Origin of the sequence: Rothia sp. HMSC078H08, assembly GCF_001808955.1 — a bacterium.
GTDB lineage: Bacteria > Actinomycetota > Actinomycetes > Actinomycetales > Micrococcaceae > Rothia.
Genome location: NZ_KV795254.1, coordinates 103,503 through 128,836, shown reverse-complemented (window position 1 = coordinate 128,836; position 25,334 = coordinate 103,503). Strand labels below are relative to the sequence as shown.

The following is a 25,334-nucleotide window of genomic DNA, read 5'->3' as shown; positions in this document are numbered from 1 at the left end:
GTGCATCGTGCGTTCTGACCCTTTAGGATTGATGGGGTGAAGATACCTAAGCTACTTTCTCCCGCATCTGCCGCTCCAGCTGGTCAGGCTGATTCGGCCCGTTCTTCGTCTGAACGCGGTCGTTACAGCCTCGATTCTCTGCTGGATGCGCTCGCTGTTGCCTATATTCGTGCCCCGCGTTGGGGTTGGTTGGCGCCTGCATTGATTGTGCTGGTTGCCGGCATTCTGCGTTTTTATAATTTGGCGCATCCGAATGCCATTGTTTTTGATGAGACCTACTACGCCAAGGACGCCTACTCGTATGTGCATTATGGCTATGAGTTGAGCTGGTCGAAGGACGCTAATGCTTCCTTTGCGGCGGGTCACCCGTCGGGTCTGTTGACGGATTCGCCGGAGTATGTGGTGCATCCGCCGTTGGGTAAGTGGATGATTGCCGCGGGCATGGCAATTTTTGGTGATAATAATCCCTTTGGTTGGCGTGTTTCTGCTGCGGTGATTGGCACCCTGTCGGTGGCGTTGATTGCGTATGCTGGCTGGCTGCTGTTCCGTTCGATGACGGTGGCGACTATTGCGGCTCTGCTGGCTGCGGTGGATGGCCTGATGCTGGTGGAGTCTCGCCTGGCTCTGCTGGATATTTTCCAGATGTTCTGGATTTTGGCGACTTTTGTGTGTCTGGTGCTTGACCGTATTCAGGCGCGGCGCGTGTTGGCGCGCAATATTGCGGAGGCGGCACGCCAGAATAGCGGTGTGCTTCCGCCGATGCCGTGGGGCCCAAGCATGGGTCTGCGCCTGTGGCGTTTCGCGGCCGGTGTGTGTGCCGGTGCCGCGGTGGGCGTGAAGTGGAATTCGTTGTTCTTCATTGCGGCTATGGGTCTGCTGACGGTGTTCTGGGATATTAATGCTCGCCGTATTGTGGGTCTGAACAAGTGGGGTTTGACGGCGCTGGTGCGTGACGGCATCCCCGCGTTCTTCCAGATGATTGGTGTGGGTCTGCTGGTATATCTGAGCACCTGGGCGGGCTGGTTCCAGTCGTCGAATGCGTATTTCCGCCGCTGGGCGGTTGAGAACCCGGGCAAGGGTGTCATGTGGCTTCCTGAGGATTTGCGTTCCCTGTGGGAGTACCATGTCTCGGCGTTTAAGTTCCATTCTGGTTTGAGCAGCCCGCATACGTATTCTTCGCAGGCGTGGCAGTGGCTGGTTTTGGGTCGCCCGACCTCGTACTACTATGAGTCGCCGAAGCTGGGTTCTTCGGGTTGTACCGTGAAGTCCTGTTCCGAGGCTATTTTGAATATCGGTAACCCGGCGATTTGGTGGGCTTTTATTCCGGCGATTATTGTGGCGCTTCTGGTTCTGCTGCTGAAGCGGGATTGGCGTTTTGGCGCGCTGCTGGTTGTGTTCGGTGCGGGCTATTTCCCGTGGTTTATGTACCCGACTCGCACGATGTTCTACTTCTACGCCCTGTCCTTTGAGCCGTTCCTGATCCTGCTGTTGGCGGGTGTTTTGGGTCTGGCGCTGTCGGGTGCTCGTGGTTCGGTGTTGCGTGCCCGTTTGGGCGTGACGCTGGTGGCGATTTACCTGGTGGGTGTGCTGATGTTGAGTGCGTACTTTATGCCGCTGTGGACTGCTCAGGTGATTCCGTATGAGCAGTGGTATTCGCATATGTGGTTTAAGTCCTGGATTTAGGCTTGAGTTTTAGGCTCGGTTTTTAGGTTCGAGCGATGCGAGCTTAGGTATAGCAAAGGGGGCTGGGTTCTACCGTGTGGTAGAGCCCAGCCCCCTTTGGGTGCCCTTTCCGCGCTGGCTTGCGCGGTGAAGTGGCTGATGATTTTTAGTTGTCGCCGACGCGTGTGTTAGTTGTCGCTGACGCGTGCGGAGGCGAGCTTGACGCGCAGTTCCTGGCGTTCCTGGCGGCGGCGTTCTGCCTTAAGCTTGCGGTATTTGGTGGGCCAGGTGGTCACGAGCAGGAGCGTAATCTGCGCTGCTACGAGGACCGCTACGGCGATTGCCGCGTCGATCCAGAATTGCGGCGGGTAGAGGCGAATCAGGGAGCTTCGTACGGAGAATTCCCAGTTGCCCTGCGGGAAGAACACCTGGTGGAAGGTGGTGAACAGCCACTCCCAACCGAAGACGCCCACAACGCCGAGCACTGCGATGAGTCCCAGGGTAATCCATGCGCCACAGAAGAGGCTGCGGCGGATGGTTCCGGGGGCGCGCTCGCGCAGGGAGATGCTGCTAAAGAGCGTCAGCAGGAAGAGCGCGGCAACGGCTACGGTGGCGATGAGCAGTACCCACTTCACGTCGTGCATGTGGTTCACTTCTGCTTCGGTGAAGGCGAGGGTGTTGTCGGCACCGGTGGTGACGCGGGCGAGGTATTCTCGCGGCGCGAAGTTGTTGATGTAGTCCACGCCGTAGGAGCCCAGGCGCATCCTCTCGACGAGGTAGTAGCCGTAGCTGTCTTCGGGGAATCCGGGGCGGTGATATTCGAGCCAGAGGAAGGGCGCGGAGGCTACAGCGCGGATTGCAATCATGAGTACGGTCAGCGGTACGGTGAGCGCGATGAGGGTTGCGCGGAGCTTGAGGAAGCGCGGGGTGTCTTCCACGGCGTCTTCGCGGGCTGCGGCGCGTTCTGCAGCTTCGGGCGAGGCAGCCAGGGAGGACAGCGGTGCGTTGGGGTCTGCGACCGCGTGGGTGTGGCCGGTACGGGTGGTTTCGGTGCGGTACTTGCGTCCGGCGGTGGAGGCGCTTGCCGCCTCCGCGGTAGCGACGGTTTCTGCTTCAGCCGCATTTTCGGCTTCTGCTGCTGCAGCTGCTTCTGCTTCGGCTGCCCTCTGCATGGTTTCGCGGTTGAGGTCGCTGAGGGTCGGATTTTTGGGGGTGCTCTGCGAGTCACGCACGAGGGGCACGAAGCCGGTGGAGACGTTGGTGCGGGTGCGCACGCGGGTGCCGACACCCTGTTCGCGGAGTTTGCTGCGTGCGGGGACAACGGGTACGGAGCCGGTAGGCAGGTCGGGTTCTTCGGCGACGGTGGGTACGTCTGCTACGATGCGTCCGAAGGCTCCGGTGCGCGGTGCCGGTTCGCTGGTCACGGTCTCTGCTCGGCGAGCTTTGAGGAGTTCTTCGGCGCTATTTCGACGGATGGCCGGGCGCAGTGCGCCCCACATTCCTCGGTGTGTTTCTTTGCTCATGGATCTCGCGTTCTTTTCGAGTGATCGGTGTTTGAGTGAGTTGCGGGTATCTGTACTATCTGCCAGTTTCTCATATGCAAAGAACCTTCCGCATGAATTCGCGGAAGGTTCTTTGCATTCGGGTGTTTAATTCTTAGTTTTGAATTCTAGGATTCGGTGGTGTCCTGAACGGGTACCTTGTAGACCACTCGCCAACCCTGGGGTGCCGTCAGCCGTGCAGCGTGATGGTCGCAGAGGTCGTAGGCGTGGGGTTCGCGAAATTCTGAGAGTGCGTCGATAAGTGCCGTGGAGTCTGCGTAGGAGTAGTGGAGAGTAACAGTCGCCTCTCGCTGGCAGGTCTGGCGGGAGCACAGTCGTGCGGTCTGCATGTGGGTGGTACCTTCCTGGCTTAGTTCGCCTGCTTACGCAGTCGGCGGCGTTCACGTTCTGACAGCCCGCCCCAAATTCCGAAGCGCTCGTCATTGTCCATTGCATATTGTAGACATTCTTCGCGCACGGGGCATACACCGCATACCCTTTTGGCGTCTCGGGTGGAGCCGCCCTTCTCGGGGAAGAAGGCCTCGGGGTCGGTTTGGGCGCAAAGCGCTTCAGCTTGCCAGGCGAGTTCTCCGTCTTCGCCTTCGGTTCCGTAGAGTCCTGCCGCGGCGGTCCATACGTCGGTGCAGGCAGGCATGTTTCGTTCTGCTTCTGTGAGAAAGGCGTCGGCGGCTTTTTCGAGGGGCTGAGTGGGATTCATGCTACGGCGCTGAGCGCCTGATGCGCGCGCGGCCGCGACAGAGCGGTCGGATGCAATGTAGGAGCCCATGGGTTTTCCTTCCGTATTCTCATTGTGAACTTAATGAGTCTGCGGATCCGTCGTGGACGGAATCTTCGTGTGTATGGTGTGGCATGGTTTGCTCTGGCCTCTACGGTCCCTTCCAGAGCAAACACGCTTATATATCTATTAGACGTGCGACACGCCGTTTCGTCAAACTAGACTTAATCAATGTTTAGATGTATGTGTTACAGGCGTCATATTTAATGTGAATTTGACCTTTATATATTTTTCACCCCTTCACTTGCCCCTGGTCACATCTTGAGCCAGCCTCAAATTTCCCCTTTCAGGACCACTTGCCGCCGAATGCAAATTCCGCATCTTGACCGCAAATATAAGGGAAGTCGGCGGTGCAACCCCCTGCAGGAATCTCCCAAACCCCACTCCCAGAAATTTTCAGGAAATTCGAAAAGAAAAGTTTATCTTTTTGACATCCATGTTCTGCATATTTTTCCAGGCTTATTGCGAAACATTTATATTCCCAATTTATCTGCATGCCCTATTTCAAAATAGGACCTTAGTTAGTGCAAAGGTTTTTCATCATTAGGTTTTTTCAAGCACCATCAGAAGTTTTTACTTTACTTCTGTACTTTTCTAGCCCGGCAATCGGCCCTCCCCTCCTCTCCGCTCCCGGAATTGTCCCTGCGCCTCCGCTCCTTCTGAACCGTGAGGTAGAGTGAAACCCATGGTTACTCTCTCCCCCACCGGCGCGTCCGCGCCCACGACTCTGAACCGTTTCTTCGAGAAACTCAGCACTCAACAAACTCCCGCCCTCATCTGGTATTCGGCGGCAGGCGAGCGTATTGAGCTCTCCGGCAGGGTCCTCATGAACTGGGTAGACAAGAGCGCAAACCTGTTGGTTGAAGAATGCGAACTGGCGCCCGATGAAGGTTTTGATCTGCAGGCTCCCCTGCACTGGCGCACTATTGTTCTGGGTCTGGCGGCTCTGCGCGTGGGCGCGATCCTCGATCAGGACGAGCCGCTGGTTGCCGTGGTCTGCACCGAGCAGGAGGCGGGCTACACGAATGACCCCGCGTACCTTCTGGCGGTTGACCGTGCGCCGCTGGCTCTTTCCTACACCGGCGATCTGCAGGCACTGGCTCCGCACGCCGAGGAGGTACTCGATTACTGCGCTCTGGTGCGCAGCTTTGGCGACCAGTACTCGGGTCTACTTCCCGATGATTCGGCAGAAATTATTGAGGGTTTCAGCTATGCGGAAGCCTACGAGCAGGTTCTTGCGCAGGCACAGACCTATCGCACGGCGGGGTACACGCTACCTTCGGGGCAGCGGGCGCTCGCACTGGAGTTGAGCCCCGACTACGGTTTTGATGCTTCGGAGGCGACCCTGAGCGCTCTGCTGGAGGTGCTAGCTATTTTGGCTTCGGGGCATGCGGTGTTTGTGGCTGACCCGAGCGTCAACTGGCAGGATGGACAGCTGGCCTCTCTGATGGTTGCTGAGCGTGCGGTGGAGATTCCCCGCGCATAATGCGCCTTCCCCTGTTGCCCGAAAAATCGCGCGGAAGGCTAACGACCGCGCAGGGTACCAACAGACACAGCACCAACAAGCACATAGGGGTTTAAATGATTCATCCCCCGATACCGTTCGTATCGGGGGATGAATCGTTATATCACGTTCTAACTATGCTGCTTCTACAATCCGAGGAGCTTAGGAGTTCTGCGAGCCGGGCTTCGACTGTGCCTCGGATGCAGCCGCCTCAGAGCGTGCCTTCTGCTTGGTGGGTTCTTCGCCGTCGAGAATAGCGGCGGCCTTATCAAACATGCGGCCGAGTTCCTCGTGGTCGGTACCTTCGCCCTTTTCAACCTGCTTGCGGTGCGATCCGTACACCCAGAAGCGGTAGAGGAAGTAGCGAAGAATGGTGCCCAGAATGGTACCGATAATCGTACCGGAGATGAAGGACGCCTCGGGGGTACGCAGGTTCAGCACGTAGGTACTGAATGCCACACAGCCGGCTTCGACGAGAATACCGAGCAGGTTCACCAGACCGAACTCGATAGCTTCGCGCTTCCAGTTTTCGGAGCGGGAGTCGCGGAAGGTCCACAGGCGGTTCATGAGCCAGGAGAAGATGGTTGCGACAACACTCGCTACAACCTTCGCCTTGGTGTGGGACTCCGACATGATGGTCATCATCAGCACCCACACCGTCACAGAGTTGACGATGAAGGCGGCGCCGCCCACGGTACCGAATTTGAGAACCTCAATACCGTAGCTGTCCCAGAGGGATTTCAGGCGTTCGGTAATGGTCGGTTTCGTCTGTGCGCTCATGCGGGGCCTATCTAGCGGGGTTTTATCGGAGAAAAAGGTGCCGATGCTGCGACGGTGAGCGTTGGTTACGTTGTCACTGCGTGGCGCTTCGGTCTCTTTTACAAGCTCTTATATGTTAGTACAGTCCCGGTACGTTGTTTGTCCCTTTGGGAGTTTTTCCATAGACCTCTCAGCTACCGGGTGACTCTTTTCATCATGCGCTGATAGTTTCGTCTCTGCCTGACCGCGCAGAAGGCAGGTTTTTACGATTTCTTCCGGTATTCACGCCCAAATATTGGGCTCTGAAGCCCAGTTGAACCCATTCTGCGACCTTCATGTGGTCTTGCTCCCATAAGCACTCCGAACCCGGTACACTTAGGTGATGTGACTTACCCTGTGACTGGACCCGTAATTGGTGTCATCGGCGGCGGCCAGCTGGCCCGCATGATGGCTCCCGCAGCAACTAACCTTGGCCTGAACCTGCAGATTCTCGCGGAGGCGCCCACCGTTGGCGCCGTGGCAGCGGTACGTACCGCTCCCGTCGGGGACTACAAAGATCTGGACACCCTCCGCGAATTTGCTCGCGGCAAGGATGTCATCACTTTCGATCATGAGCACGTGCCCACTGAATTTCTGCGCACCCTCATGGCGGAGGGTGTGAATGTTCAGCCCCGTCCCGAAGCTCTCCAGTACGCTCAGGACAAGCTCCTGATGCGCGCCGCTATTGAGCATCTGGGCCTGCCGAACCCCCGCTGGGCTAAGGTTTCTACCCTGGACGAGCTGCTCGCCTTCGGCGATGAAATCGGCTGGCCCGTAGTGCTGAAAACCCCGCGCGGCGGTTACGACGGCAAGGGCGTACTCGTTCTGGATTCCCCCGAGGAGGCTCGCGAGCGCAGTACTGCGTGGTTCGAGCAGCTGCCTTCCCGCACCGATTTCTCCGCCCTGCTTGCCGAGGAGAAAGTGCCCTTCACCCGTGAGCTCTCCGCTCTAGTGGCTCGCCGTGAGAGCGGCGAGGTGCGCCCCTGGCCGGTCGTTGAGACCATCCAGGTGAACTCTATCTGCGACGAGGTTATTGCCCCCGCGCAGAACCTGGCCCCCGAGATCGCTGAGGCTGCCGCAGCCGCTGCTGTGACCATTGCCTCCGAGCTGGGCGTGACCGGTGTAATGGCGGCTGAGCTTTTCGAGGTGCCCGGCTCCCCCGCCGGCTTCTACATCAACGAGCTGGCGATGCGCCCGCACAATACTGGCCACTGGACTCAGGACGGCTCGGTGACCAGCCAGTTCGAGCAGCACCTGCGTGCGGTACTTGACCTTCCGCTGGGTGATACCTCCGTGTTGGAGGGTGTTGCCGTGATGAAGAACTACCTGGGCGGTGAGAACGAAGATATCTTTGGCGTCTATCCGCTGGCGCTTTCGGCTGAACCGCGCGCAAAGATTCACTTCTACGGCAAGGAAACCCGCCCGGGCCGCAAGATTGGTCACGTGAACATTACCGGCACGGTGGCTGAGCTTGAGGCGCTGCGTCATAGCGCCGCGAATGCCGCCTCCATTTTGCGTGACGGCCGCCCCCTATAGCCCCTGTTTTAGCCGGTGCGTGGGGTGAGAGCATCCTGCGTATCCGGATCCCCCTAATGATGGTGGTTCGCCACCGCATCCTGAAAGGATATGAGGATTATGTCTCAGTCTCCCTATGATTCTTCCCAGCCTATTGTTGGCATTGTGATGGGTTCGGATTCGGATTGGTCGGTCATGGAGGCCGCAGCCGAGGTTCTGGACGAGTTCGGCATCCCTTACGAGGCTGATGTTGTTTCTGCACACCGCATGCCCGAGGACATGATTGAGTACGGCAAGAAGGCTCACAGCCGCGGTATTCGCGTGATTATTGCTGGCGCCGGCGGCGCCGCTCACCTGCCCGGTATGCTCGCTTCCGTCACCGCTCTGCCTGTGATTGGTGTTCCGGTGCGTCTGAAGAACCTCGAGGGCATGGACTCGCTGCTGTCGATTGTTCAGATGCCCGCCGGTGTTCCGGTAGCTACCGTCTCCATTAACGGTGCTCGCAATGCGGGTCTGCTGGCTCTGCGTATTCTGGGTTCGGGTACCGATGCGTTTGCTCAGCAGGTTCACGCTGATTTGCGTCAGTTCTCTCAGGATCTGCGCCAGACCGCGATGGACAAGGGAGCCGCTCTGCGCACCCGAGTTGCCGAGGCGAAGGCTAAGGCAGCGGCCGAGCGCGAGGCGGAGGAGAGCTCCTCCGCCCCCCGCCCCGCTTCTGCTCCCGAGGCCTCGTCGGAGCCCCAGGCTTACGTTCCCTAAGCTCGGATACACTAGAAGTATGAGCAATATTCTTCAGTCCGATATTTGGGCACGTTTTCAGGAATCTAATGGTCACACCGTAATCCGTAAGAGCGGTAACGGCTGGTCGTACCTTGCAACCGTTGAGGGCGGCGCTACCGGCCGCTACCTGTACAGCCCGTACGGACCGGTCGCCTCCAGCGCTGTGGCTTTTGATGAGGCTCTCGCGTCATTGAAGGAAGAGGCTGCGAAGCTTCGTTGCCTGTTTGTGCGCATTGAACCCACTGAATCCGCTATTTGGGGCGATCAGGATGCGGCTACTTTCCTGGCTCGTCGCGGCGCGGTTCTGGCTCCTCGCCAGGTGCAGCCTTCGCACACTCAGATTATTGATCTTTCGGGCTCTGAGGACGAAATCCTCAAGGGAATGATCCCCAGTTACCGTAATCGTCATCGTAATCTCCACAAAAAGGGCGTGACCGTTGAGGTTTCGACCAATCCCTCGGATATGACGATTCTCTTCGGCTTCCTCGAGGAAACCGCGGACCGTAACGGTTTTAACCGTCAGCAGGATGAGTACCTGATGCAGGTTGCTCGCGTGCTGATGCCCGCCGGTGCGGCGTCCCTGTACATTGCGAAGCTGACCGATGAGAACGGTGAGAGCACCCCGATCGCGGCGGCGTTTGTGTACGATTCGGATGACACCCGCACCTACGCGCACGCTGCGGCTTCTTTTGAGCACCGCAACCTTAGTGCAGGTGTTGTGGTGGTGACGAACTTTATCCTGGACGCTAAGCGTAAGGGTCTGAAGTACGTTGACCTCTTCGGTATTGCGCCGGAGGATCAGCCGGATCACGAGTGGGCTGGTTTCACGAAGTTCAAGAAGTCCTTCGGCGGCGAGTCGGTGGAGTACCCGGGTACCTGGGATGTTCCGGTAACCTCGTTGGGTTACCGCGCCTACACGCTGGCGTACAAGGCTCGTCCGGCAGTTCGTGATGCTGTGTCGAAGGCGAAGGCGAAGGTTCAGTCTTTCCGCTCTCGCTAACGGGTTCAGGCTCGTCCTTACTGGGGCGTATCCTGAGAACTAAAAGCTAAATACATGAGGGAGCCGCCCTCACCGAGTTCTTCGGTGGGGGCGGCTCCCTGTGTATGTATGTGCAATGTTTGAGGAGTCTTAGCGCGGCTCCTCAGCCCTTGCGGGGGCGAAGATTACTGCCCTTCGAGGATTACTGCGCTTCGAGGATTACTGCGCTTCGAAGATTACTGCTCTTCGGGGCTCTTGGTGTGCGAGAGAATCTCGCGCAGGCGGGAGAGGCGGTGCTCTGCCTCGACGGTACGCACGGTACCCGAGGAGGAACGCATAACCAGCGACTGGGTGGTCACAACGTTCTTGCTGTAGCGCACGCCGCGCAGCAGCTTGCCGTCGGTGATACCGGTTGCGGCGAAGAAGCAGTTGTCGCTGGTGACCAGGTCGTTGGTGGTCAGCACACGGTCGAGGTCGTGGCCGGCTTCCAGTGCCTTTTCACGTTCTGCCTCGTCGGTCGGTGCCAGGCGGCCCTGGATGACGCCACCGGTTGCCTTGATAGCGCATGCTGCGACAACACCTTCGGGGGTGCCGCCGGTGCCGAGCATGAGGTCCACGCCGGTGTTTTCGCGGCAGGCTGCGATAGCGCCGGCGACGTCACCGTCGAGGATGATGCGGGTACGGGCGCCGGCCTCGCGAATCTCCTGGATCAGCTTGGCGTGGCGGGGGCGGTCCAGCACGCATACGGTCAGCTCGCTGACCTTCTTGCCCTTAGCCTTAGCGACCAGGTGCAGGTTCTGCTTGACGGGCAGGCGCAGGTCGACGAACTCTGCGGCTTCGGGGCCGGTGACCAGCTTCTCCATGTAGAACACTGCGGAGGGGTCGAACATGGTGCCGCCGTCTGCCACAGCAATCACGGAGAGGGCATTGTCCATGCCGAGTGCGGTCAAGCGGGTACCGTCGATGGGGTCAACCGCCACGTCGAGGGAGGGACCGGAGCCGTCGCCGACGTTCTCGCCGTTGTACAGCATGGGAGCCTTGTCCTTCTCGCCTTCACCGATGACAACGGTGCCGTTGAAGTTGACGGTGGAGAGGCGGTAGCGCATTGCGTCTACGGCTGCACCATCTGCGAGATTCTTTTCGCCTGCGCCGACCCAGGGGCCTGCAGCAATTGCTGCTGCCTCAGTCGCGCGGACCAGTTCCATTGCGAGGTTGCGATCGCCGTGGTTGTTGTTCGTAGTCATAGACTCACCTTCGAGATTTCTGAATACACCGTCGGCTGGCTGGTTCTTTCCAGCACGAAGTCGCCGACGCAGTAGTGCTCCTTTCAGGATAGCGCGCGGGCGCTTCGTTTTTCTTGTTCTGAACGAGTTTGCGTGCGTGTTGACTTTAAGGTGAGCAGATGCGGCAAATTGGTGAGGGCTGCGTCTCTCTTCGGCGCTTCATACGCTCTGAGGCACTGATTTTGGGTGTTGTGAAGGCGTGCCAAACTAGCTATTTTTCGCATATTTAAGGCATATTTGAGGTAGGTTCTTTCTCCGGGAGGCTCCCGGCGAGAAACTCAGCTTCAGCGCGAGCGCCTGAAGCCCCACATACCCGTTCGCAGATTCGCTGCCTCCGACGGCATGCGTTATCTGTACTTGTCCGCTAAGGAGCATCACATGGCTGGCATCCAACCGACTCCCGCAGAAGCATGGAAGCGTCTGAAGGACGGTAACCGCCGTTTTGTTGAGGGCAGCAACGAGCACCCCAACCAGGACACGATTCGCCGTACCGACCTGGCATCGGGTCAGTTCCCGTTCGCCTCGATTTTCGGTTGCGGTGACTCTCGCCTCGCGGCAGAGATTATTTTTGATCTGGGCCTGGGCGACGCGTTCGTGGTGCGTACCGCCGGCCACGTCCTGGAGAATGCCGCGCTCGGTTCGTTGGAGTACGCGGTTGATGAGTTTGAGACCCCCATTGTGATGGTTCTCGGTCACGACTCCTGCGGTGCTGTGACTGCGGCCAGCAAGTCCTTGGAGTCCGGTGAGATGCCGCACGGCTTCATCCGTAACCTGGTGCAGCACATCCTGCCTTCGGTGATGTCCCCGAAGCTGCCGGAGAACCCGGTCGTTAACGACATGGTGCGTGAGCACACCCGCCAGACCGCCATCCGCATTATTGAGCAGTCCCACATCATTTCGGATGCGGTGGTTGAGGGTAAGGTCGCCGTGATTGGTGTCTTCTACCATCTGAAGGAGGGTAAGGCGGAGCTGGTGTTCAGTTCGCAGGATCTGACCCTGCCGGAGGAGAAGAACGACGCGCAGAACCCGCCGACTCAGACGCTTCCGGTGGTCGTGAAGACTCCCCCGCGCGTTGTGGTTGCCGAGAACCTGGACTAGGTTTCCTCTTCTCCGCTCATTACGAGCCTTAGCGCGAGAACCCACATGCTCGCACTTAACAACAGATTTTTCTATGGGATACCCCCGCCACGGTAGCGTGTTCGCACATCTACCGGGGCGGGGTTTTTACGTGCCTTCTCACGCCTCAAAATTTATGAGCGTTTTTCCTCTTTTGACACCTTTTCGAGGCGACGTAAGCCACTTTGAACGCCTATCCTAGAGATATGGCTGAAAACATTGAATACCGCATTGAACATGACACCATGGGCGAAGTTCGCGTTCCGGCTGATGCACTCTACCGTGCACAGACCCAGCGCGCAGTCGAGAACTTCCCGATTTCGGGTCAGACCCTCGAATCCGCCCATATTCGTGCGCTTGCCCTCGTGAAGAAGGCAGCCGCGACCGCCAATGAGGAACTCAAGGTGCTCGACGCTGAGCGCGCCCAGGCTATCCGCGACGCAGCGGATCTGGTAGCAACCGGTGACTACGACGCCCACTTCCCCATTGACGTCTTCCAGACCGGTTCCGGTACCTCCTCGAACATGAACGCGAACGAGGTCCTGGCAACCCTGGCAACTCGTTCCCTGGAGTCCAAGGGCATTGAGGTTCACCCCAATGACCACGTGAACGCTTCCCAGTCCTCCAACGACGTCTTCCCCACCTCCGTGCACGTTGCTGTGACCGAGGCTCTGGTGAAGGACCTGATTCCCGCTCTCGAGGTGCTCGCTGAGTCCCTGGAGCGCAAGTCTGCTGAGTTCAAGGACGTTGTGAAGTCCGGTCGCACCCACCTGATGGACGCAACCCCCATCACCCTGGGCCAGGAGTTCTCCGGCTACGCCGCAACTGTGCGTTACGGTATTGAGCGTGTGAACGCTTCCCTGCCCCGCGTGGCTGAGGTTCCCCTGGGCGGTACCGCTGTGGGTACCGGTATTAACACCCCCGACGGCTTCTCCGCTCGCGTGATTGAGCTGCTCGCTGAGGAGACCGGCCTGCCCCTGACCGAGGCTCGTAACCACTTCGAGGCTCAGGCTAACCGTGACGGCCTAATTGAGGTTTCCGGTCAGCTGCGCACCCTGGCGTACGGCCTGATGAAGATCAGCAACGACATCCGCTGGATGGGTTCGGGCCCGAACACCGGTCTGGGCGAGCTGCACATCCCCGATCTGCAGCCCGGCTCCTCGATTATGCCCGGTAAGGTCAACCCCGTGATTTGTGAGGCTACCATCATGGTCGCCGCTCAGGTTATCGGTAACGACGCAACCATTGCTCTGTCTTCCACTAACGGCGCGTTTGAGCTGAACGTGGGTATCCCGGTGATGGCTGCTAACCTGTTGCAGTCGATTCGCCTGCTCGCTAACGTTTCTCGCGTTTCGGCGGAGAAGATGATTGACGGTCTGACCGCTAACGTTGACCGTTGCCGCTTCCTGGCTGAGGCTTCGCCGTCGACCGTGACCCCGCTGAACAAGCTGATTGGTTACGAAGCTGCTGCGAAGATTGCTAAGTACTCGGTGGCTCACAAGGTGACTGTCCGTGAGGCAGTTGTGGCTCTGGGTTATGTGGAGCGCGGCGAAGTGACTGAGGAGCAGCTGGATGCAGCTCTGGACGTCACCAAGATGCTGGGCAACTTCTAATCCAAATCGTCTGATCACACCGCATACAGAATCGGGTGTGGCGCTACTGTTCCCACGGTATCGTCACACCCGATTTCTTATGTTCGTCTTGCCTCCCACGTGCGCAAAGGTAGTAGATACGACGGAGGGGCCCGCCTTTCGACGGGCCCCTCCGGTAGCGTTAAGCATCCCTTACGGACTAGCTGAACTGCCTCCACGCGGACATGTTACGCAGGTTCGAGCGAGCCATTGCCACGGCCTCCGCTGCGCCGCGGTTCAGCGCAATCTTGGAGAGCGAGGTGGCGAAGCCAACGATCTGCTTGGCCTCGACCTCGGGCGGCATCGACAGAGCGTTGGGGTCGGTAATGATCTCGACCAGGGAGGGGCCGCGGTGAGCCAGGGCGTTGCGCAGCGCACCTTCCAGGTCTTCAGCCTTCTCAACACGCTGAGCTTGGAAACCAGCGGCGGTTGCGATGTCGGCGTAGTTGACGAGCGGCACATCCACGCCGAAGTCCTCGAAGCCCTGAACCAGCTGCTCAAGCTTCACCATGCCCAGGGTGGAGTTGTTGAACACCACGATGGTCAGCGGCAGATCGTACATGACCGCTGTCAGAATATCACCCAGCATCATGGACAGGCCACCGTCACCCGAGACCGAGATGACCTGGCGGTTAGGCTCGGCAATCTGGGCGCCCAGGGCCATAGGCATGGCGTTCGCCATGGAGCCGTGGAGGAAGGAACCCAGCAGACGGCGCTTGCCGTTGGGGGTGATGTAGCGGGCGGTCCACACGTTGCACATGCCGGTGTCCGCGGTGAAGATGGCGTCATCGGAGGCCAGCTCATCCAGCACGGATGCGGCGTACTCGGGGTGAATCTTGCCCTTGGTGGGGTTGTGGGTGTAGGCACCGACGACCTTGGTCATGATCTTCTCGTTCTTCTTCAGGAGCTTCTCCAGGAACGAGCGGTCGCTCTTGCGCTGCACGAGGGGCAGAACGGCCTTCAGGGTTGCGGCAACGTCAGCCTCAATCAGCAGGTCGACGTTGGTACGGCGGCCCAACACCTCGCCGGCACGGTCAATCTGAACGGTCTGCACGTTGGGCAGGAACTGGTCGTAGGGGAAGTCGGTACCCAGCAGGAGCATCAGGTCGGAGTCCTTCATACCCTCTGCGGCCTCACCGTAGCCCAGAAGACCGGTCATTCCCACATCGAAGGGGTTGTCGTACTGGATGTACTCCTTACCGCGCATCGTGTGGCCCACGGGAGCCGCGACACGGTCGGCCAGCTGAACGACTTCATCATGTGCACCGGCCACACCGGCACCAGCGAAAATCGAAATCTTCTTGGCCGCGTTGATGCGATCGGCCAGGTCGCGCACGGTGGTCTCATCGGGAACGATAGTGCCGGGGCGGTAGTCGCCCCATGCGGGCACGTGGTCAACGGCATCCTGGATGGCAATATCGCCGGGAATCGATACGACGGCCACACCGCGGCGGGCGATAGCGTGACGCATACCGGAGTTGATGATGCGCAGGGTCTGGTGGCCAGAGACTGCCATCTCGTTGTAGACCGAGCAATCCTCGAAGATGCGCTCGGGGTGGGTTTCCTGGAAGTATCCGCTACCAATCTGGCCGGAGGGGATGTGGGAAGCAATCGCCAGCACCGGAGCGTGGGAGCGGTTGGCATCGTAGAGACCGTTGATGAGGTGGGTGTTGCCCGGACCGCATGAGCCGGCGCACACGGCCAGCTTACCGGTCACCTGGGCCTCGGCGCTTGCGGCAAAGGCCGCGGCTTCCTCGTGGCGCACGTGAATCCAGTCGATACCGCCGTTCTTCGAGCCGCCGGAGGCGCGCACTGCGTCCACGATGGGGTTCAGGGAGTCGCCCACCACGCCGTAGATACGCGTGACACCGGCCTCGACGAGCTGTGCGACAATCTGTTCTGCCAAGTTCATAATTACCCTCTTTCGTTGGCGTTCCACGGGGTGCAACGGCCCGGTGGGGAACGCTGTGTATCCCCTCAGACTAGCACTCTTTCCTCGTCAAAGAAGGTCTTGCTTTTAAAACACTTAGGGTGTATCAACTTGGCATAAAGTCGGGTCTCGTTCGCGCAGGGCGGAGGGCAACCCTCGCTTGGCTAGTCCTCTTCCGGCGGCACCGACTCCAAACCAAAACGGCAGTGGCCGTCATAGTTCAGCGCTGCATCAATACGGTCCAGCATCCGCTCCGAAAGCAACGCACGCTCCGCCGGGTCAGACACATCCACCCAACGCACCTGCGAAGACTCCTCATCGTTCACCTTCGCCTCACCAGAAACCCAGCGGCACAAGAACGTATGATCCAAGAACTGGCAGCGGTCACCATTACCGAACTGCATCGGCGGGTCAGCCTTCACCTGCGCCAGCTCCAGCACCTCAATCTGCACGTTCGCCTCCTCCTGCGCCTCACGCAGGCAGGTCAGTGCGGGGCTCTCCCCCGGGTCCACAATGCCCGTGATCGGGGTCCACGCCCCGTTATCGCTACGGCGCACCAGCAGCACCTTAGAATCCTGCTCACGGTACACTACAGCCGTCGCACCGGACAGCCACAGGTAATCCGAACCGATCCGCTCACGCAGCTTACGGATATAGGGAGGAGTAGGCATAACATCAACCTTTCAAAAGCCCCGGCAGTTCTGCCGAGAAATAGGTGCTAGGGAGCAGAGCAAACAGCCGCGAACCGCACGAAGAACGAACCCGCCACTTAGCCGGACGGTCGCCCTACTTCGGAATCTACCACAGAGAATACACCGGAGCAGCCAACGCCACCAGCGCACCCAGAAGCATAAACGGGCCGAACGCAATGCGGGTGCTACCGCGCGCCTTCGTGAACAGCACTAGAGCCAAAGACACCAGACCACCGGCAAGGAACGTCACCAGCGACGCCCAGCCCAGGTTCGCCCAGGACAGGTACCCGAGCACGCCGCCCAGAATGCCGGCAAGCTTCACATCCCCGCGGCCCAGCGCGCCAAAGGACAGGATACGCAGAAGCAGGTAGCAGAACCACAGCACCAGACCGGCACCAATCACGCGCCAAATATCGGCGGGACGGCCCGCAAAAAGCAAAGACACCGGCAGAGCCGTATAGGTGGCAATAGCCAGAGGAATCAGGATGCGGTGGGGCAGACGGTGCTCGCGCACGTCAATACGCCACAGTCGCAGGGTGCACCACAAAAAATACAGCAGGTAGCTGCCGAGCACCAGAGCGGCAATAACGGAGGCGCCGCCTGCGCTGTAGAGGCGGGAAAGCTCAGCGAGCATAGAACGTCCATTCTGTAATGCTGGGGGCTGTACTACCGGAGGCTGCTAGCCGGGGAGACAAGAACCGAGAGGCCAACACCACCGGTGCTAGAGCGTATAAGTTCTAGGAGCCGAAACGGCGGGAACGGTTCGCGTAATCCCGCAGGGCACGCAGAAAATCAACGCGTGTGAAATCCGGCCACAGGGCGCGGCAGAAATAAAACTCAGAATACGCGCTCTGCCAGGTCATGAAACCGGACAGGCGCTGCTCGCCCGAAGTGCGAATCAGCAGGTCCGGGTCGGGCATATCGGCGGTGTACAGGTGCGAAGAAATATCCTCCACACTCAGCTGTTCGGCAAGCGAGTCCAAGGATGCGCCCTCAGCGGCAGCCTCACGCAGAACCGATCGGACCGCGTCCACAATCTCCTGGCGGCCGCCGTAGCCGACCGCAATGTTCACACGGACACCGGGTAGGTGCGCAGTCTGCTCAATCGCCCAGTCCAGGCGCTCGTGCAGCTGGCGAGGAATCAGGTCAATATTGCCGATAGCGCGCACCGGACCGCAGGCGGACTCCACCAGACGCACCAGAAATGCATCAATCACAGCGACCAGGCCGGTCAGCTCCTTCTCGGGGCGCTTCAGGTTCTCAGTGGAGAGCATGTACAGGCTCACCTGCGGAATCGACAGCTCAGTACACCAGGCCAGAAAATCAATAATTCGCTCCGCACCGGCGGCGTGGCCCTCACGGGTGCTCAAGCCGCGCTGAGCCGCCCAGCGGCGGTTACCGTCCACCAGCACTCCAATATGTGCCGGCAGGGATTCGGGGCTCAGCGAGCGCGCCAGAGCCTGCTCATAGACGGTAGGCTCAGTGACAGTGCCGGGGTTGCTGGCGTGGCCGTGCACAGTAATCACGGGCAGGGCGTTGGCGCTCATAGCTCATACCTCATTCGGCTGTCGTGGCAGATAATTCAGCAGGCTCATAACGAAAGAGCCCAAGCTCTTATTCTACGCCGCCGCGCCGTACCTTCGCGGCAATCGGCATCACGGTTGGGCTGAGAATCGGCTCAAAATTTGTGGCATCTGGTGGTGGCATTCGGAGTTGCGTGCAGGGGTGCAGACATCGCGTGCCTAAGAATGGATGATGCCCTTCACCTACGACTCATATCGTGGGTGAAGGGCATCATTGTAACGCGCGGGGCGCTACGCCCCAGCCTAGATAACGTAGTAGTCGCTCAGGCCCTCGTCCAGGCTAGATTCGGGCAGCTGAACCTCAGTATGCGAGGCGGCCAGCGTGTAGTCCTCCCAGGGCCAAATGTCCTTCAGCTGTTCACTGGGAACGGCGAAGAACACGCCGTTCGGGTCCACCTGCGAGGCGTGCGCGCGCAAAGCCTGATCGCGCTGCTCAAAGTGATCGGTCACCAGGATGCGGGTCGTAGTCTCGTGGCGAGGCGCCTCACCCGAGGAGGCGCGGTGCGCGAGGTTCTCAATCCAGCCGCTCAGCAGGCTCTCACCGTGCGTATCGAGCAGATGCTCGTGCAGGGCGAGGGTGCGTTCGGGGTTGAATGCGCGGTCGTAGTAGAGCTTCAGCGGGGTCCAGGGCTCGCCCTCACCCACGTAGGCATCCGGGTCGCCCGCCTTCTCGAAGGCCTCCACGGCAACCTTGTGGGTCATGATGTGGTCGGGGTGCGGGTAGCCGCCGATTTCGTCATAGGTGATGATGATGTGCGGGCGGTACTCACGCACCAGACGCACGAGCGGCGCGGCGGCACGGTCCAGGGGCATGGTGCCAAAGCTACCGAAGGGAAGCGGCGGCATCGGGTCGCCCTCGGGCAGGCCAGAGTCGAAGAAGCCAATCCAGCGGTGTTCAATACCCATAATCTCGCGGGCAGCCGCCATCTCAGCACGGCGCAGACCCGGTAGGTCGCGGTGCGCACGCGGGCTTTTATCGATCTCCTCATTCAGGATGTCACCGCGCTCGCCGCCGGTCATCGTCGCCACCATGAAGCGGGCGCCACGGGCAATATACGCCGAGGCGGTACCGGCACCCTTGGAGGACTCGTCATCCGGGTGGGCGTGCACCGCGAGGATGCGCAGACCGGTGTAGTCCTCCTCCAGCGGTTTGAGGGAGTCCACGGGAGGGTGAGTCGGCAGATTTGCCTTCAGCTGTTCAATGGCTTCGCTCACGGTGGTCTCCTTTAGGTGATGCGCCAGGGGGTCGATGATGTGTCTGTGACTCGCGAATACGAGCGCTACACGGCAGAAATTTTACGGTTGTAGCTTCTCGTATGATACCCAAGGATAGCGCCGGTACACTAGCGCAGATGACGCCGTGTGACATCGTGAAACATGCCGTCATATCAGCAGATTCTTGGGCATGAAACAGGCTGATGCTGGCGGAGCGTTCAGCTACAGGCGTGCGTACCGACGAAGATGCGCTCAGAGGGGAAGATACGACCGGCATAACAGCCGAAAATCCTCCGGTGCTCTAGAATAGGTCTGTTGATTCATTCCGTTACCGGTACCGCCGCGCATTGAACGCGGCACGCGGTAGCGGGTTTATTCGTTTCGCACCGGCAGAGCCGGCGCATAAGCAAAGGACACGCATGGCTGAAAACACCGGTGCATGGCTCACTCAGGACGCCTTCGACCGCCTCACCCAGGAGCTGGAGCACCTCTCCGGCCCGTACCGCCAGGAAATCGTTGACCGCATCGCGCAGGCACGCGACGAGGGTGACCTCCGCGAGAACGGCGGCTACCACGCAGCACGCGACGAGCAGGCTAAGAACGAAGCTCGCATCAAGCAGCTCAAGCACCTGCTGGAAACCGCGCACATCGGCGACACTCCCGCTGACGACGGCGTGGTAGAACACGGCATGGTTATCGAAGCTGAGGTTGCCGGACGCACCCTGAAGTTCCTGCTCGGCTCCCGCGAAATTGAGGACACTCTGCCGGCAGGTAGCGACCTGAAGGTCTTCTCTGAGAAGTCCCCCCTCGGCGCAGCAATTATGGGCGCTAAGCAGGGTGACGAAGTCACCTACACCGCTCCGAACGGTAAGGAACTGAGCGCCAAGATTATCTCCGCAACCCCCTACCTGGGCTAAGAAGTTAGGGCTAAGAGACAGCGCTAGATTTAAAACAAACAGTGCGGGGTGCTGACTATAACGGTCAGCACCCCGCACTGTTTTTTGTCTGCCTGCGTGCGCCTATCTGGTTGCCTCCACCCTTCCGATTCGAGGCAACGCTATAGCTCGTCGGCTAATAAATATATCGGCTTAGTAGACGATGATGGGCTTGAAACCCTCATCCTCCAGGGCAGAAATCACCTGGCGGCAATGCTCCACGCCCTTGGTCTCCATGTCGATCGTAATCGACACGTCACCCATGGACAGCGAACCACCCACACGGGTGTGATCCACACCGGTCACGTTCGCATCATTCTCAGAAATAATGCGGGAAATGGTCGCCAGCTCACCCGGACGGTCAGACAGCATCATCTTCACGGTCATGTAGCGGCCAGCCGCAGACAGACCGCGCTGAATCACCTTCAGCATCAGCATCGGGTCAATATTGCCGCCGGAGAGCACACACACGACCGTACCCAGGTCGCCGTACTCTTCCTTCAGCTTGCCATTCATCAGCGCCGCCACGGGCACCGAACCGGCAGGCTCCACCACAAGCTTGTTACGTTCCATCAGGAAGATCAGGGCGCGAGCAATATCGTCTTCACTCACGGTCGCCACATCGTCCACCAGCTCCTTGATGATGGAGAAAGGCATCTGGCCGGGGCGACCCACCGCAATACCATCAGCGATGGTGGAAACCTTCTTCAGCGGCACCAGAGCATCCGCAGCCAGCGACAGCGGGTACGCCGCCGCGTGCTCTGCCTGAACACCAATAATCTTGATCTTCTTACCGAGCTTCTGCTCCTTCGCGCGGATAGCAGCGGACAGACCAGCAAGCAGACCGCCGCCGCCAACACCCACAATCACGGTGTCAACGTCCGGAACCTGCTCCAGGATTTCCAGACCGATAGTGCCCTGACCGGCAATAATGTCTTCATTGTCGAAGGGGTGCACGAACACCGCGCCGGTCTCTTCGGCGTAGCGCTTCGCCTCCGCCAGAGCCTCATCCACGGTCAGGCCGTGCAGCTCAACCTCAGCGCCGTGATCGCGGGTTGCGGTAATCTTAGGCAGTGCCGCACCCAGCGGCATGTAAATGCGAGCCTTAATGCCCAGACGGTCAGCAGCCAGAGCCACACCCTGAGCGTGGTTACCTGCACTCGCCGCCACGACGCCGCGCTTCTTCTCCTCCTCGGAGAGCTTTGCCATGCGCACATACGCGCCGCGCACCTTGAACGAACCGGCGCGTTGCAGGTTCTCACACTTGAAGAACACCTCGGAACCCAGGCGCTGGCTCAGGGCACGCGAATGGGCGACCGGGGTGCGTTCAATAACGCCTTCGAGCAGCTCTGCGGCACGTTCAATATCGGTAATGGTCACGGGCAGGGAGTCGAGATCTACGCTCACGGGTTTTCCATTCTGACGGTGCGTTGTCCCGCGGGCGCGGGATGGTGATGTATTGCTCATCCCATTTTAGAGGATGGGTACAGCGAAGGGGGCTACCCGGTCGCAAGTAGCCCCCTGGCGAGACACCGCCGTAGACGGCATCGCGGCCGGCGGTATCGCCGGGACGAGTTAGCGGTGCGTTATCGAGGGTGGCGGGGTGCCCTACGCCAAAACCTCCCGCTCGATGCAGGCCCCTAGTCTTCGGAGGAGTCCGAAGCCTCGGAAGCCTGGTTCTCAGGCTCCTCAGCCTTCTGACGGCTCGGCACCCGGGAGGCCAGATTCTTGACGCTCTCCTGCCGTTCCTGGGCCTTCTCCTCAGCCTGCTCGCGGCGAGCCACCTCGTGCGGGAAGAGGAACTCCTCCTCACGAGGTGCTTCCTTCTCCCAGTCACGGTTCGCCAGGTAACGCACCACCGCGTTGACCACAGCCAGAGTCGGCACAGCGAACAGAGCACCCACCGCACCAAAAATCATGGATCCACCAGCCACCGAGAAAATAACCGCCAGCGGGTGCAGGGAGACAGCCTTACCCATAATGAGCGGCTGCAGAATGTGGGATTCGAGCTGCTGAACCAGCAGAACAATACCGAGCATAATCAGCGCCTGCACCGGGCCCAGAGCAACCAGCGCCAGCAGCACAGCCACAGCACCGGAAATGAGAGCACCAATCACCGGAACGAAGGAGCCGAGGAAGACCAGCACACCCAGCGGGATAGCCAGCGGCACGCCCAGAATTGCGGCACCAATGCCAATGCCGATAGCGTCAATAGCCGCCACCAGAATCTGAACGCGCACGTACGCGCCCAGGGACTTCCAACCCGCACGACCCGCACCGTTGACGGCGGCACGCGCATCCTTCGGGAAGAGGCGGGTGACGAACAGCCAGATACGCTCGCCCTCCATCAGGAAGAAGACCAGGGTAAACAGGGTCAACAGGGTGCCGGTTGCAACCTCAGCCGCAGTCGAACCCACCCGAGACACACCGTGCAGCACGGAGCTGGGGTTATTGGTTGCAGCACTCTCCATCTGTTCCAGCAGCTGGTTCAGCTGGTCTGCACCGAACTCGTAACCGAGGTCCTTCAGCCAACCAATCAGCTGCTGGTAGCCCTGCATCGCCTTATCCGCCATGGACACAAAACCGCGCAGAATCTGCTGACCGGTCAGCGAAATAATACCGGCGAGCACCAGAATCATACCGATTTCGGCAATAGCCGCCGCGCCACCGGCACGAACGCCCTTCTTACGCAGAAGCATCACGGCGGGGCTCAGCAGAGCCGCCAGCAGCAGAGCCACCAGAAGAGAAATAACCAGCAGGGAGACGTGCCCCAGGCCCTTCCAAAGGATCCAACCGGCACCGGCAATCATAATGATGCGCCACGCCCAAGCACCAGCAACTTCCATAGCAAAAGGCACCCGGTAGCCGCGCTTCTCCTCGGCTACATGTTCTTCTGCAATAGGTGTAATTTTCACGGTGTCTCCAAATCGTTATCGGTGTCGCGCCCGCGCGGGGCAGCTTCGGCTGCCCCAGCGGAGGCGGTATGTGGTGATGTTGTTGCGCCCCTCCCCTGCGCCTCGATACATCGGGGAAGTAAAGCGGCAAAGGCGGCGGCACCATCACGGTACCGCCGCCTCATAACGAGCTTTAGTCGTTGCTAAAGATGCTTGCCAGGTACATGAGAACACGCAGGATCTCAACATACAGCCAGACCAGAGAAGCGGTCAGGCCGAAAGCAAGGCGCCAAGACTCACGCTCGGGCAGGCCAGCCTCCACAGCCTCGGAGGTGGTGGTGAAGTCCAGCAGCAGCGAGTAGGTTGCCAGCGCAACAGCGAACAGACCAACCACCAGGCCCAGCGGAATACCACCAATAGAGAAGCTGTTCAGCGAGGAACCGAAGATACCCGCGGTCAGCATGGACACCAGGCCGTAACCCAGGTAGCTGAGCGCACCAATCATGAAAATCTTATTCAGCTTGGGGGTGGTGCGAATCTTGCCGTTGGCGAAGAGAGCCAGGGTCACACCCGCAACCACGAGGGTTGCCAGAACCGCCTGAACTGCCACGCCGGGGTAGCGCATATCCACAACAGCGGACAGACCACCGAGTAGCAGACCTTCCATGAGCGCGTAGGTCATGACCAGAATCGGGGAAACCTTCTTCTTGAAGGAGTTCACCAGACCCAGGACCAGACCGCCAACCATGCCCAGGAGCAGCAGCACCGGTGCATTCCATGCAACAGCGGCACCGACAGCGACCAGGCCCAGGTTGATACCGGTCTTAACCAAGACATCGTTCATGGTCAGGCGCTCACCGGCGGGGATGGGCTCCGAGTAGGTGGGGGCTGCTACGCCGTAGTCAGCCTCACCGTACGGCTGGCCGTACTGTGCCTGCTGACCGTACTGGGGCTGACCATACTGCTGGCCATAGGGCTGCTGGCCGTAGGTGTTCTGGCCGTAGCCCTGCTGATCATACTGCTGACCGTACTGGCCATAGGTCTGCTGCTGACCGTACTGTGCCTGCTGACCGTACTGCGCCTGCTGGCTGGTCTGCTGCGGCTGCGCACCAAAACGACCGAAACGAGAGTCACCCTGAGTGACATTCTTCGTCATTGAATTCAGAAGCGGGTTTCCCGCCATCTTTCTCTCCTTAAACGGGTACAAAACTAATTCTGTTAATTATATCGGATAGATTCTGTGCTCACGGGCGCTGTTCGTTACCAGCATGGGCTTCTAGCGACCTTGCCAGAATATTTCAGGGCGGTGTTTACCTGAGGTTCACCCAGGCCCGCGCCGCCCCGCATGCAAAGGCTTCTGCGCGTCTCTTTGTGAAGCGTCTAGTGCGAAGCTTCCAAACGGTCCAGGAGCTGTTCCAGATACTCCAGAACTGCCTGTTCCTCGTTCGAGCCAATCACCTCATCAGCAGCATTTCGCACAACCTCCGGGGCATTAGACATGGCAACACCCCAGCCCGCGTAGCGGAGCATTTCCATGTCGTTCTCACCGTCACCGAAGGCAAGAATGCCCGCCGGATCAGCATCCAGACGCTCGCACAGGTCCTCCAGACCGGTCGCCTTATTGACACCGGTACGCACCAGATCAATGGCACCGAAGCCGCTAACCATCGGAGTGACGGTCTGCGGAAGAACCTCACGCAGGTAAACGCTCAACTGCTGCGTCTGCTTAGGCGGAGTCAACAGCGGGAACTTAATGGGTGCGCCCTCAAAATCCTCAACAGAGTCAACCATGACCGAGCCGGGGAAGAAGAACGCCGCAAAGTCCTCCAACGTGAGGGTTTCGGGAAGCTCCTGACCGGTGTCTTCAAAATAGCCGCGAATCATGTGCACAATCTGGTCGCAACGGTCCTTGGGCAGGTAGATACCTTCGGTGGTGCAAACCAGCAGACCGATCCGGTCCAATCCCTGCACTACCTCAATAATGCGCGGCACATCTTCGTCCAGAAAGGGATGCACGGCAAGCTTGCCACTCTCATCGGCAAGATACGCACCGTTTTCAGCGATATAGATGAGACCCTGGTTCTCGAAGCCGCGCATATAGTCCTGCAGCTTGGCGTAGGTGTTTCCGCTCGCCACAACAAAGTGGATGCCCTGCGCCTGCAGGCGGGGCAGGATGCGCGCGAACCGTTCGGTGTCGAAGGTTTTGGAGTCGGTGAGGAAGGTGCCGTCCATATCGACGGCAATGATGGAGGGTTTAGTCTGCATGCTGTGCCTTTCTGACTCTGCTCCCCCGTTCAGGTTGGGGTGTATCTGTGGCTGTGTCTCTTCTAGGGTCTCACGTTTTTAAGCTCCGGAAGACGGTATGCGGGCGTTTTTGAGCGTGGAGCCCGCGGGTACCATCGCTTCCTTCGAGCAGGTGGGCATCCCCATGGCAACCGAACTGGTCGGGGGCATCGTCTTTTACCCCCCCCCCCCCCCCC

At 59.5% G+C, this 25,334-nt stretch carries 22 protein-coding genes; 8 read left to right on the top strand and 14 right to left on the bottom strand.

Features of this window, described 5'->3' with window-relative positions; translation table 11 throughout:
- Positions 1 to 36 precede the first annotated feature (36 nt).
- Positions 37 to 1,683, top strand: coding sequence for a dolichyl-phosphate-mannose--protein mannosyltransferase (locus tag HMPREF2528_RS04135; protein WP_070542624.1), 1,647 nt, complete (start codon positions 37 to 39; stop codon positions 1,681 to 1,683).
- 167 nt (positions 1,684 to 1,850) lie between these two features.
- Here HMPREF2528_RS04135 and HMPREF2528_RS04130 read toward each other — a convergent pair whose 3' ends face one another.
- The 3 genes from HMPREF2528_RS04130 to HMPREF2528_RS09320 all read right to left on the bottom strand — a co-directional run bounded on the left by HMPREF2528_RS04130 (position 1,851) and on the right by HMPREF2528_RS09320 (position 3,990).
- Entirely contained in the window at positions 1,851 to 3,185 is a 1,335-nt protein-coding gene (locus HMPREF2528_RS04130) for a DUF1461 domain-containing protein (RefSeq protein ID WP_070542621.1), read from the bottom strand.
- 146 nt (positions 3,186 to 3,331) lie between these two features.
- Positions 3,332 to 3,553, bottom strand: a complete 222-nt coding sequence (locus tag HMPREF2528_RS04125) for a DUF3499 family protein (RefSeq protein ID WP_049362309.1) — start codon at positions 3,551 to 3,553, stop codon at positions 3,332 to 3,334.
- A 20-nt stretch (positions 3,554 to 3,573) separates the two neighbouring features.
- Positions 3,574 to 3,990, bottom strand: a complete 417-nt coding sequence (locus tag HMPREF2528_RS09320) for a WhiB family transcriptional regulator (RefSeq protein ID WP_049346778.1) — start codon at positions 3,988 to 3,990, stop codon at positions 3,574 to 3,576.
- A 694-nt stretch (positions 3,991 to 4,684) separates the two neighbouring features.
- On the opposite strand from HMPREF2528_RS09320, the gene HMPREF2528_RS04115 reads away from it, so the two are divergent.
- Positions 4,685 to 5,485 carry a TIGR03089 family protein gene (locus HMPREF2528_RS04115; protein WP_044150721.1) on the top strand — a complete coding sequence of 267 codons (801 nt, stop codon included), beginning with the start codon at positions 4,685 to 4,687 and terminating at the stop codon, positions 5,483 to 5,485.
- A 180-nt stretch (positions 5,486 to 5,665) separates the two neighbouring features.
- Here HMPREF2528_RS04115 and HMPREF2528_RS04110 read toward each other — a convergent pair whose 3' ends face one another.
- Positions 5,666 to 6,283, bottom strand: coding sequence for a GtrA family protein (locus HMPREF2528_RS04110; RefSeq protein ID WP_070542618.1), 618 nt, complete (start codon positions 6,281 to 6,283; stop codon positions 5,666 to 5,668).
- A gap of 363 nt (positions 6,284 to 6,646) precedes the next feature.
- On the opposite strand from HMPREF2528_RS04110, the gene HMPREF2528_RS04105 reads away from it, so the two are divergent.
- The 3 genes from HMPREF2528_RS04105 (at position 6,647) to HMPREF2528_RS04095 (ending at position 9,596) form a co-directional block, all read left to right on the top strand.
- On the top strand, positions 6,647 to 7,837 hold the full coding sequence (locus tag HMPREF2528_RS04105) for a 5-(carboxyamino)imidazole ribonucleotide synthase (RefSeq protein WP_070542614.1): 1,191 nt from the start codon (positions 6,647 to 6,649) through the stop codon (positions 7,835 to 7,837).
- Between the two features lie 99 nt (positions 7,838 to 7,936).
- Positions 7,937 to 8,575 (top strand): 5-(carboxyamino)imidazole ribonucleotide mutase, encoded by a 639-nt coding sequence (gene purE / locus HMPREF2528_RS04100; protein WP_049350050.1) that lies wholly within the window; start codon positions 7,937 to 7,939, stop codon positions 8,573 to 8,575.
- A gap of 19 nt (positions 8,576 to 8,594) precedes the next feature.
- Positions 8,595 to 9,596, top strand: coding sequence for a lipid II:glycine glycyltransferase FemX (locus HMPREF2528_RS04095; protein WP_049362316.1), 1,002 nt, complete (start codon positions 8,595 to 8,597; stop codon positions 9,594 to 9,596).
- 215 nt (positions 9,597 to 9,811) lie between these two features.
- On the opposite strand, the gene glpX is transcribed toward HMPREF2528_RS04095, so the two are convergent.
- The gene (glpX, locus tag HMPREF2528_RS04090) at positions 9,812 to 10,819 is read right to left on the bottom strand and encodes a class II fructose-bisphosphatase (protein WP_049327916.1); all 1,008 of its coding nucleotides are present in this window, start codon (positions 10,817 to 10,819) and stop codon (positions 9,812 to 9,814) included.
- Positions 10,820 to 11,236: 417 nt separating this feature from the next.
- Between glpX and HMPREF2528_RS04085 the strand changes: the two genes are divergently transcribed.
- Both HMPREF2528_RS04085 and HMPREF2528_RS04080 read left to right on the top strand, forming a co-directional pair.
- Positions 11,237 to 11,956 (top strand): carbonic anhydrase, encoded by a 720-nt coding sequence (locus HMPREF2528_RS04085; RefSeq protein ID WP_005508935.1) that lies wholly within the window; start codon positions 11,237 to 11,239, stop codon positions 11,954 to 11,956.
- A 224-nt stretch (positions 11,957 to 12,180) separates the two neighbouring features.
- The gene (locus HMPREF2528_RS04080; protein WP_049354998.1) at positions 12,181 to 13,587 is read left to right on the top strand and encodes a class II fumarate hydratase; all 1,407 of its coding nucleotides are present in this window, start codon (positions 12,181 to 12,183) and stop codon (positions 13,585 to 13,587) included.
- Positions 13,588 to 13,765: 178 nt separating this feature from the next.
- Here the strand turns inward: HMPREF2528_RS04080 and HMPREF2528_RS04075 are convergent, their stop codons facing one another.
- The 5 genes from HMPREF2528_RS04075 to mca all read right to left on the bottom strand — a co-directional run bounded on the left by HMPREF2528_RS04075 (position 13,766) and on the right by mca (position 19,025).
- Positions 13,766 to 15,517: a pyruvate dehydrogenase gene (locus tag HMPREF2528_RS04075; RefSeq protein ID WP_049350049.1), complete on the bottom strand. Its 1,752-nt coding sequence runs from the start codon at positions 15,515 to 15,517 to the stop codon at positions 13,766 to 13,768.
- A gap of 182 nt (positions 15,518 to 15,699) precedes the next feature.
- Complete coding sequence (locus HMPREF2528_RS04070) at positions 15,700 to 16,206, bottom strand: NUDIX hydrolase (protein WP_049342934.1); 507 nt, start codon at positions 16,204 to 16,206, stop codon at positions 15,700 to 15,702.
- Positions 16,207 to 16,333: 127 nt separating this feature from the next.
- Positions 16,334 to 16,861, bottom strand: a complete 528-nt coding sequence (locus HMPREF2528_RS04065; protein WP_070507869.1) for a prepilin peptidase — start codon at positions 16,859 to 16,861, stop codon at positions 16,334 to 16,336.
- A gap of 103 nt (positions 16,862 to 16,964) precedes the next feature.
- Entirely contained in the window at positions 16,965 to 17,774 is an 810-nt protein-coding gene (gene uppS / locus HMPREF2528_RS04060; RefSeq protein WP_005508943.1) for a polyprenyl diphosphate synthase, read from the bottom strand.
- Positions 17,775 to 18,053: 279 nt separating this feature from the next.
- Complete coding sequence (gene mca / locus HMPREF2528_RS04055) at positions 18,054 to 19,025, bottom strand: mycothiol conjugate amidase Mca (RefSeq protein WP_070507871.1); 972 nt, start codon at positions 19,023 to 19,025, stop codon at positions 18,054 to 18,056.
- Between the two features lie 419 nt (positions 19,026 to 19,444).
- Here mca and greA point away from each other — a divergent pair, with 419 nt between their 5' ends.
- Complete coding sequence (gene greA / locus HMPREF2528_RS04050) at positions 19,445 to 19,942, top strand: transcription elongation factor GreA (protein ID WP_070507873.1); 498 nt, start codon at positions 19,445 to 19,447, stop codon at positions 19,940 to 19,942.
- A 171-nt stretch (positions 19,943 to 20,113) separates the two neighbouring features.
- Here the strand turns inward: greA and ilvA are convergent, their stop codons facing one another.
- The 4 genes from ilvA to HMPREF2528_RS04030 all read right to left on the bottom strand — a co-directional run bounded on the left by ilvA (position 20,114) and on the right by HMPREF2528_RS04030 (position 25,119).
- Entirely contained in the window at positions 20,114 to 21,367 is a 1,254-nt protein-coding gene (ilvA, locus tag HMPREF2528_RS04045; RefSeq protein WP_049358314.1) for a threonine ammonia-lyase, read from the bottom strand.
- A 233-nt stretch (positions 21,368 to 21,600) separates the two neighbouring features.
- Positions 21,601 to 22,875, bottom strand: a complete 1,275-nt coding sequence (locus tag HMPREF2528_RS04040) for an AI-2E family transporter (RefSeq protein WP_049358313.1) — start codon at positions 22,873 to 22,875, stop codon at positions 21,601 to 21,603.
- 172 nt (positions 22,876 to 23,047) lie between these two features.
- Entirely contained in the window at positions 23,048 to 24,037 is a 990-nt protein-coding gene (locus tag HMPREF2528_RS04035) for a Bax inhibitor-1/YccA family protein (protein ID WP_044150729.1), read from the bottom strand.
- Positions 24,038 to 24,234: 197 nt separating this feature from the next.
- Complete coding sequence (locus HMPREF2528_RS04030) at positions 24,235 to 25,119, bottom strand: Cof-type HAD-IIB family hydrolase (RefSeq protein ID WP_044150733.1); 885 nt, start codon at positions 25,117 to 25,119, stop codon at positions 24,235 to 24,237.
- Between the last annotated feature and the right edge of the window lie 215 nt (positions 25,120 to 25,334).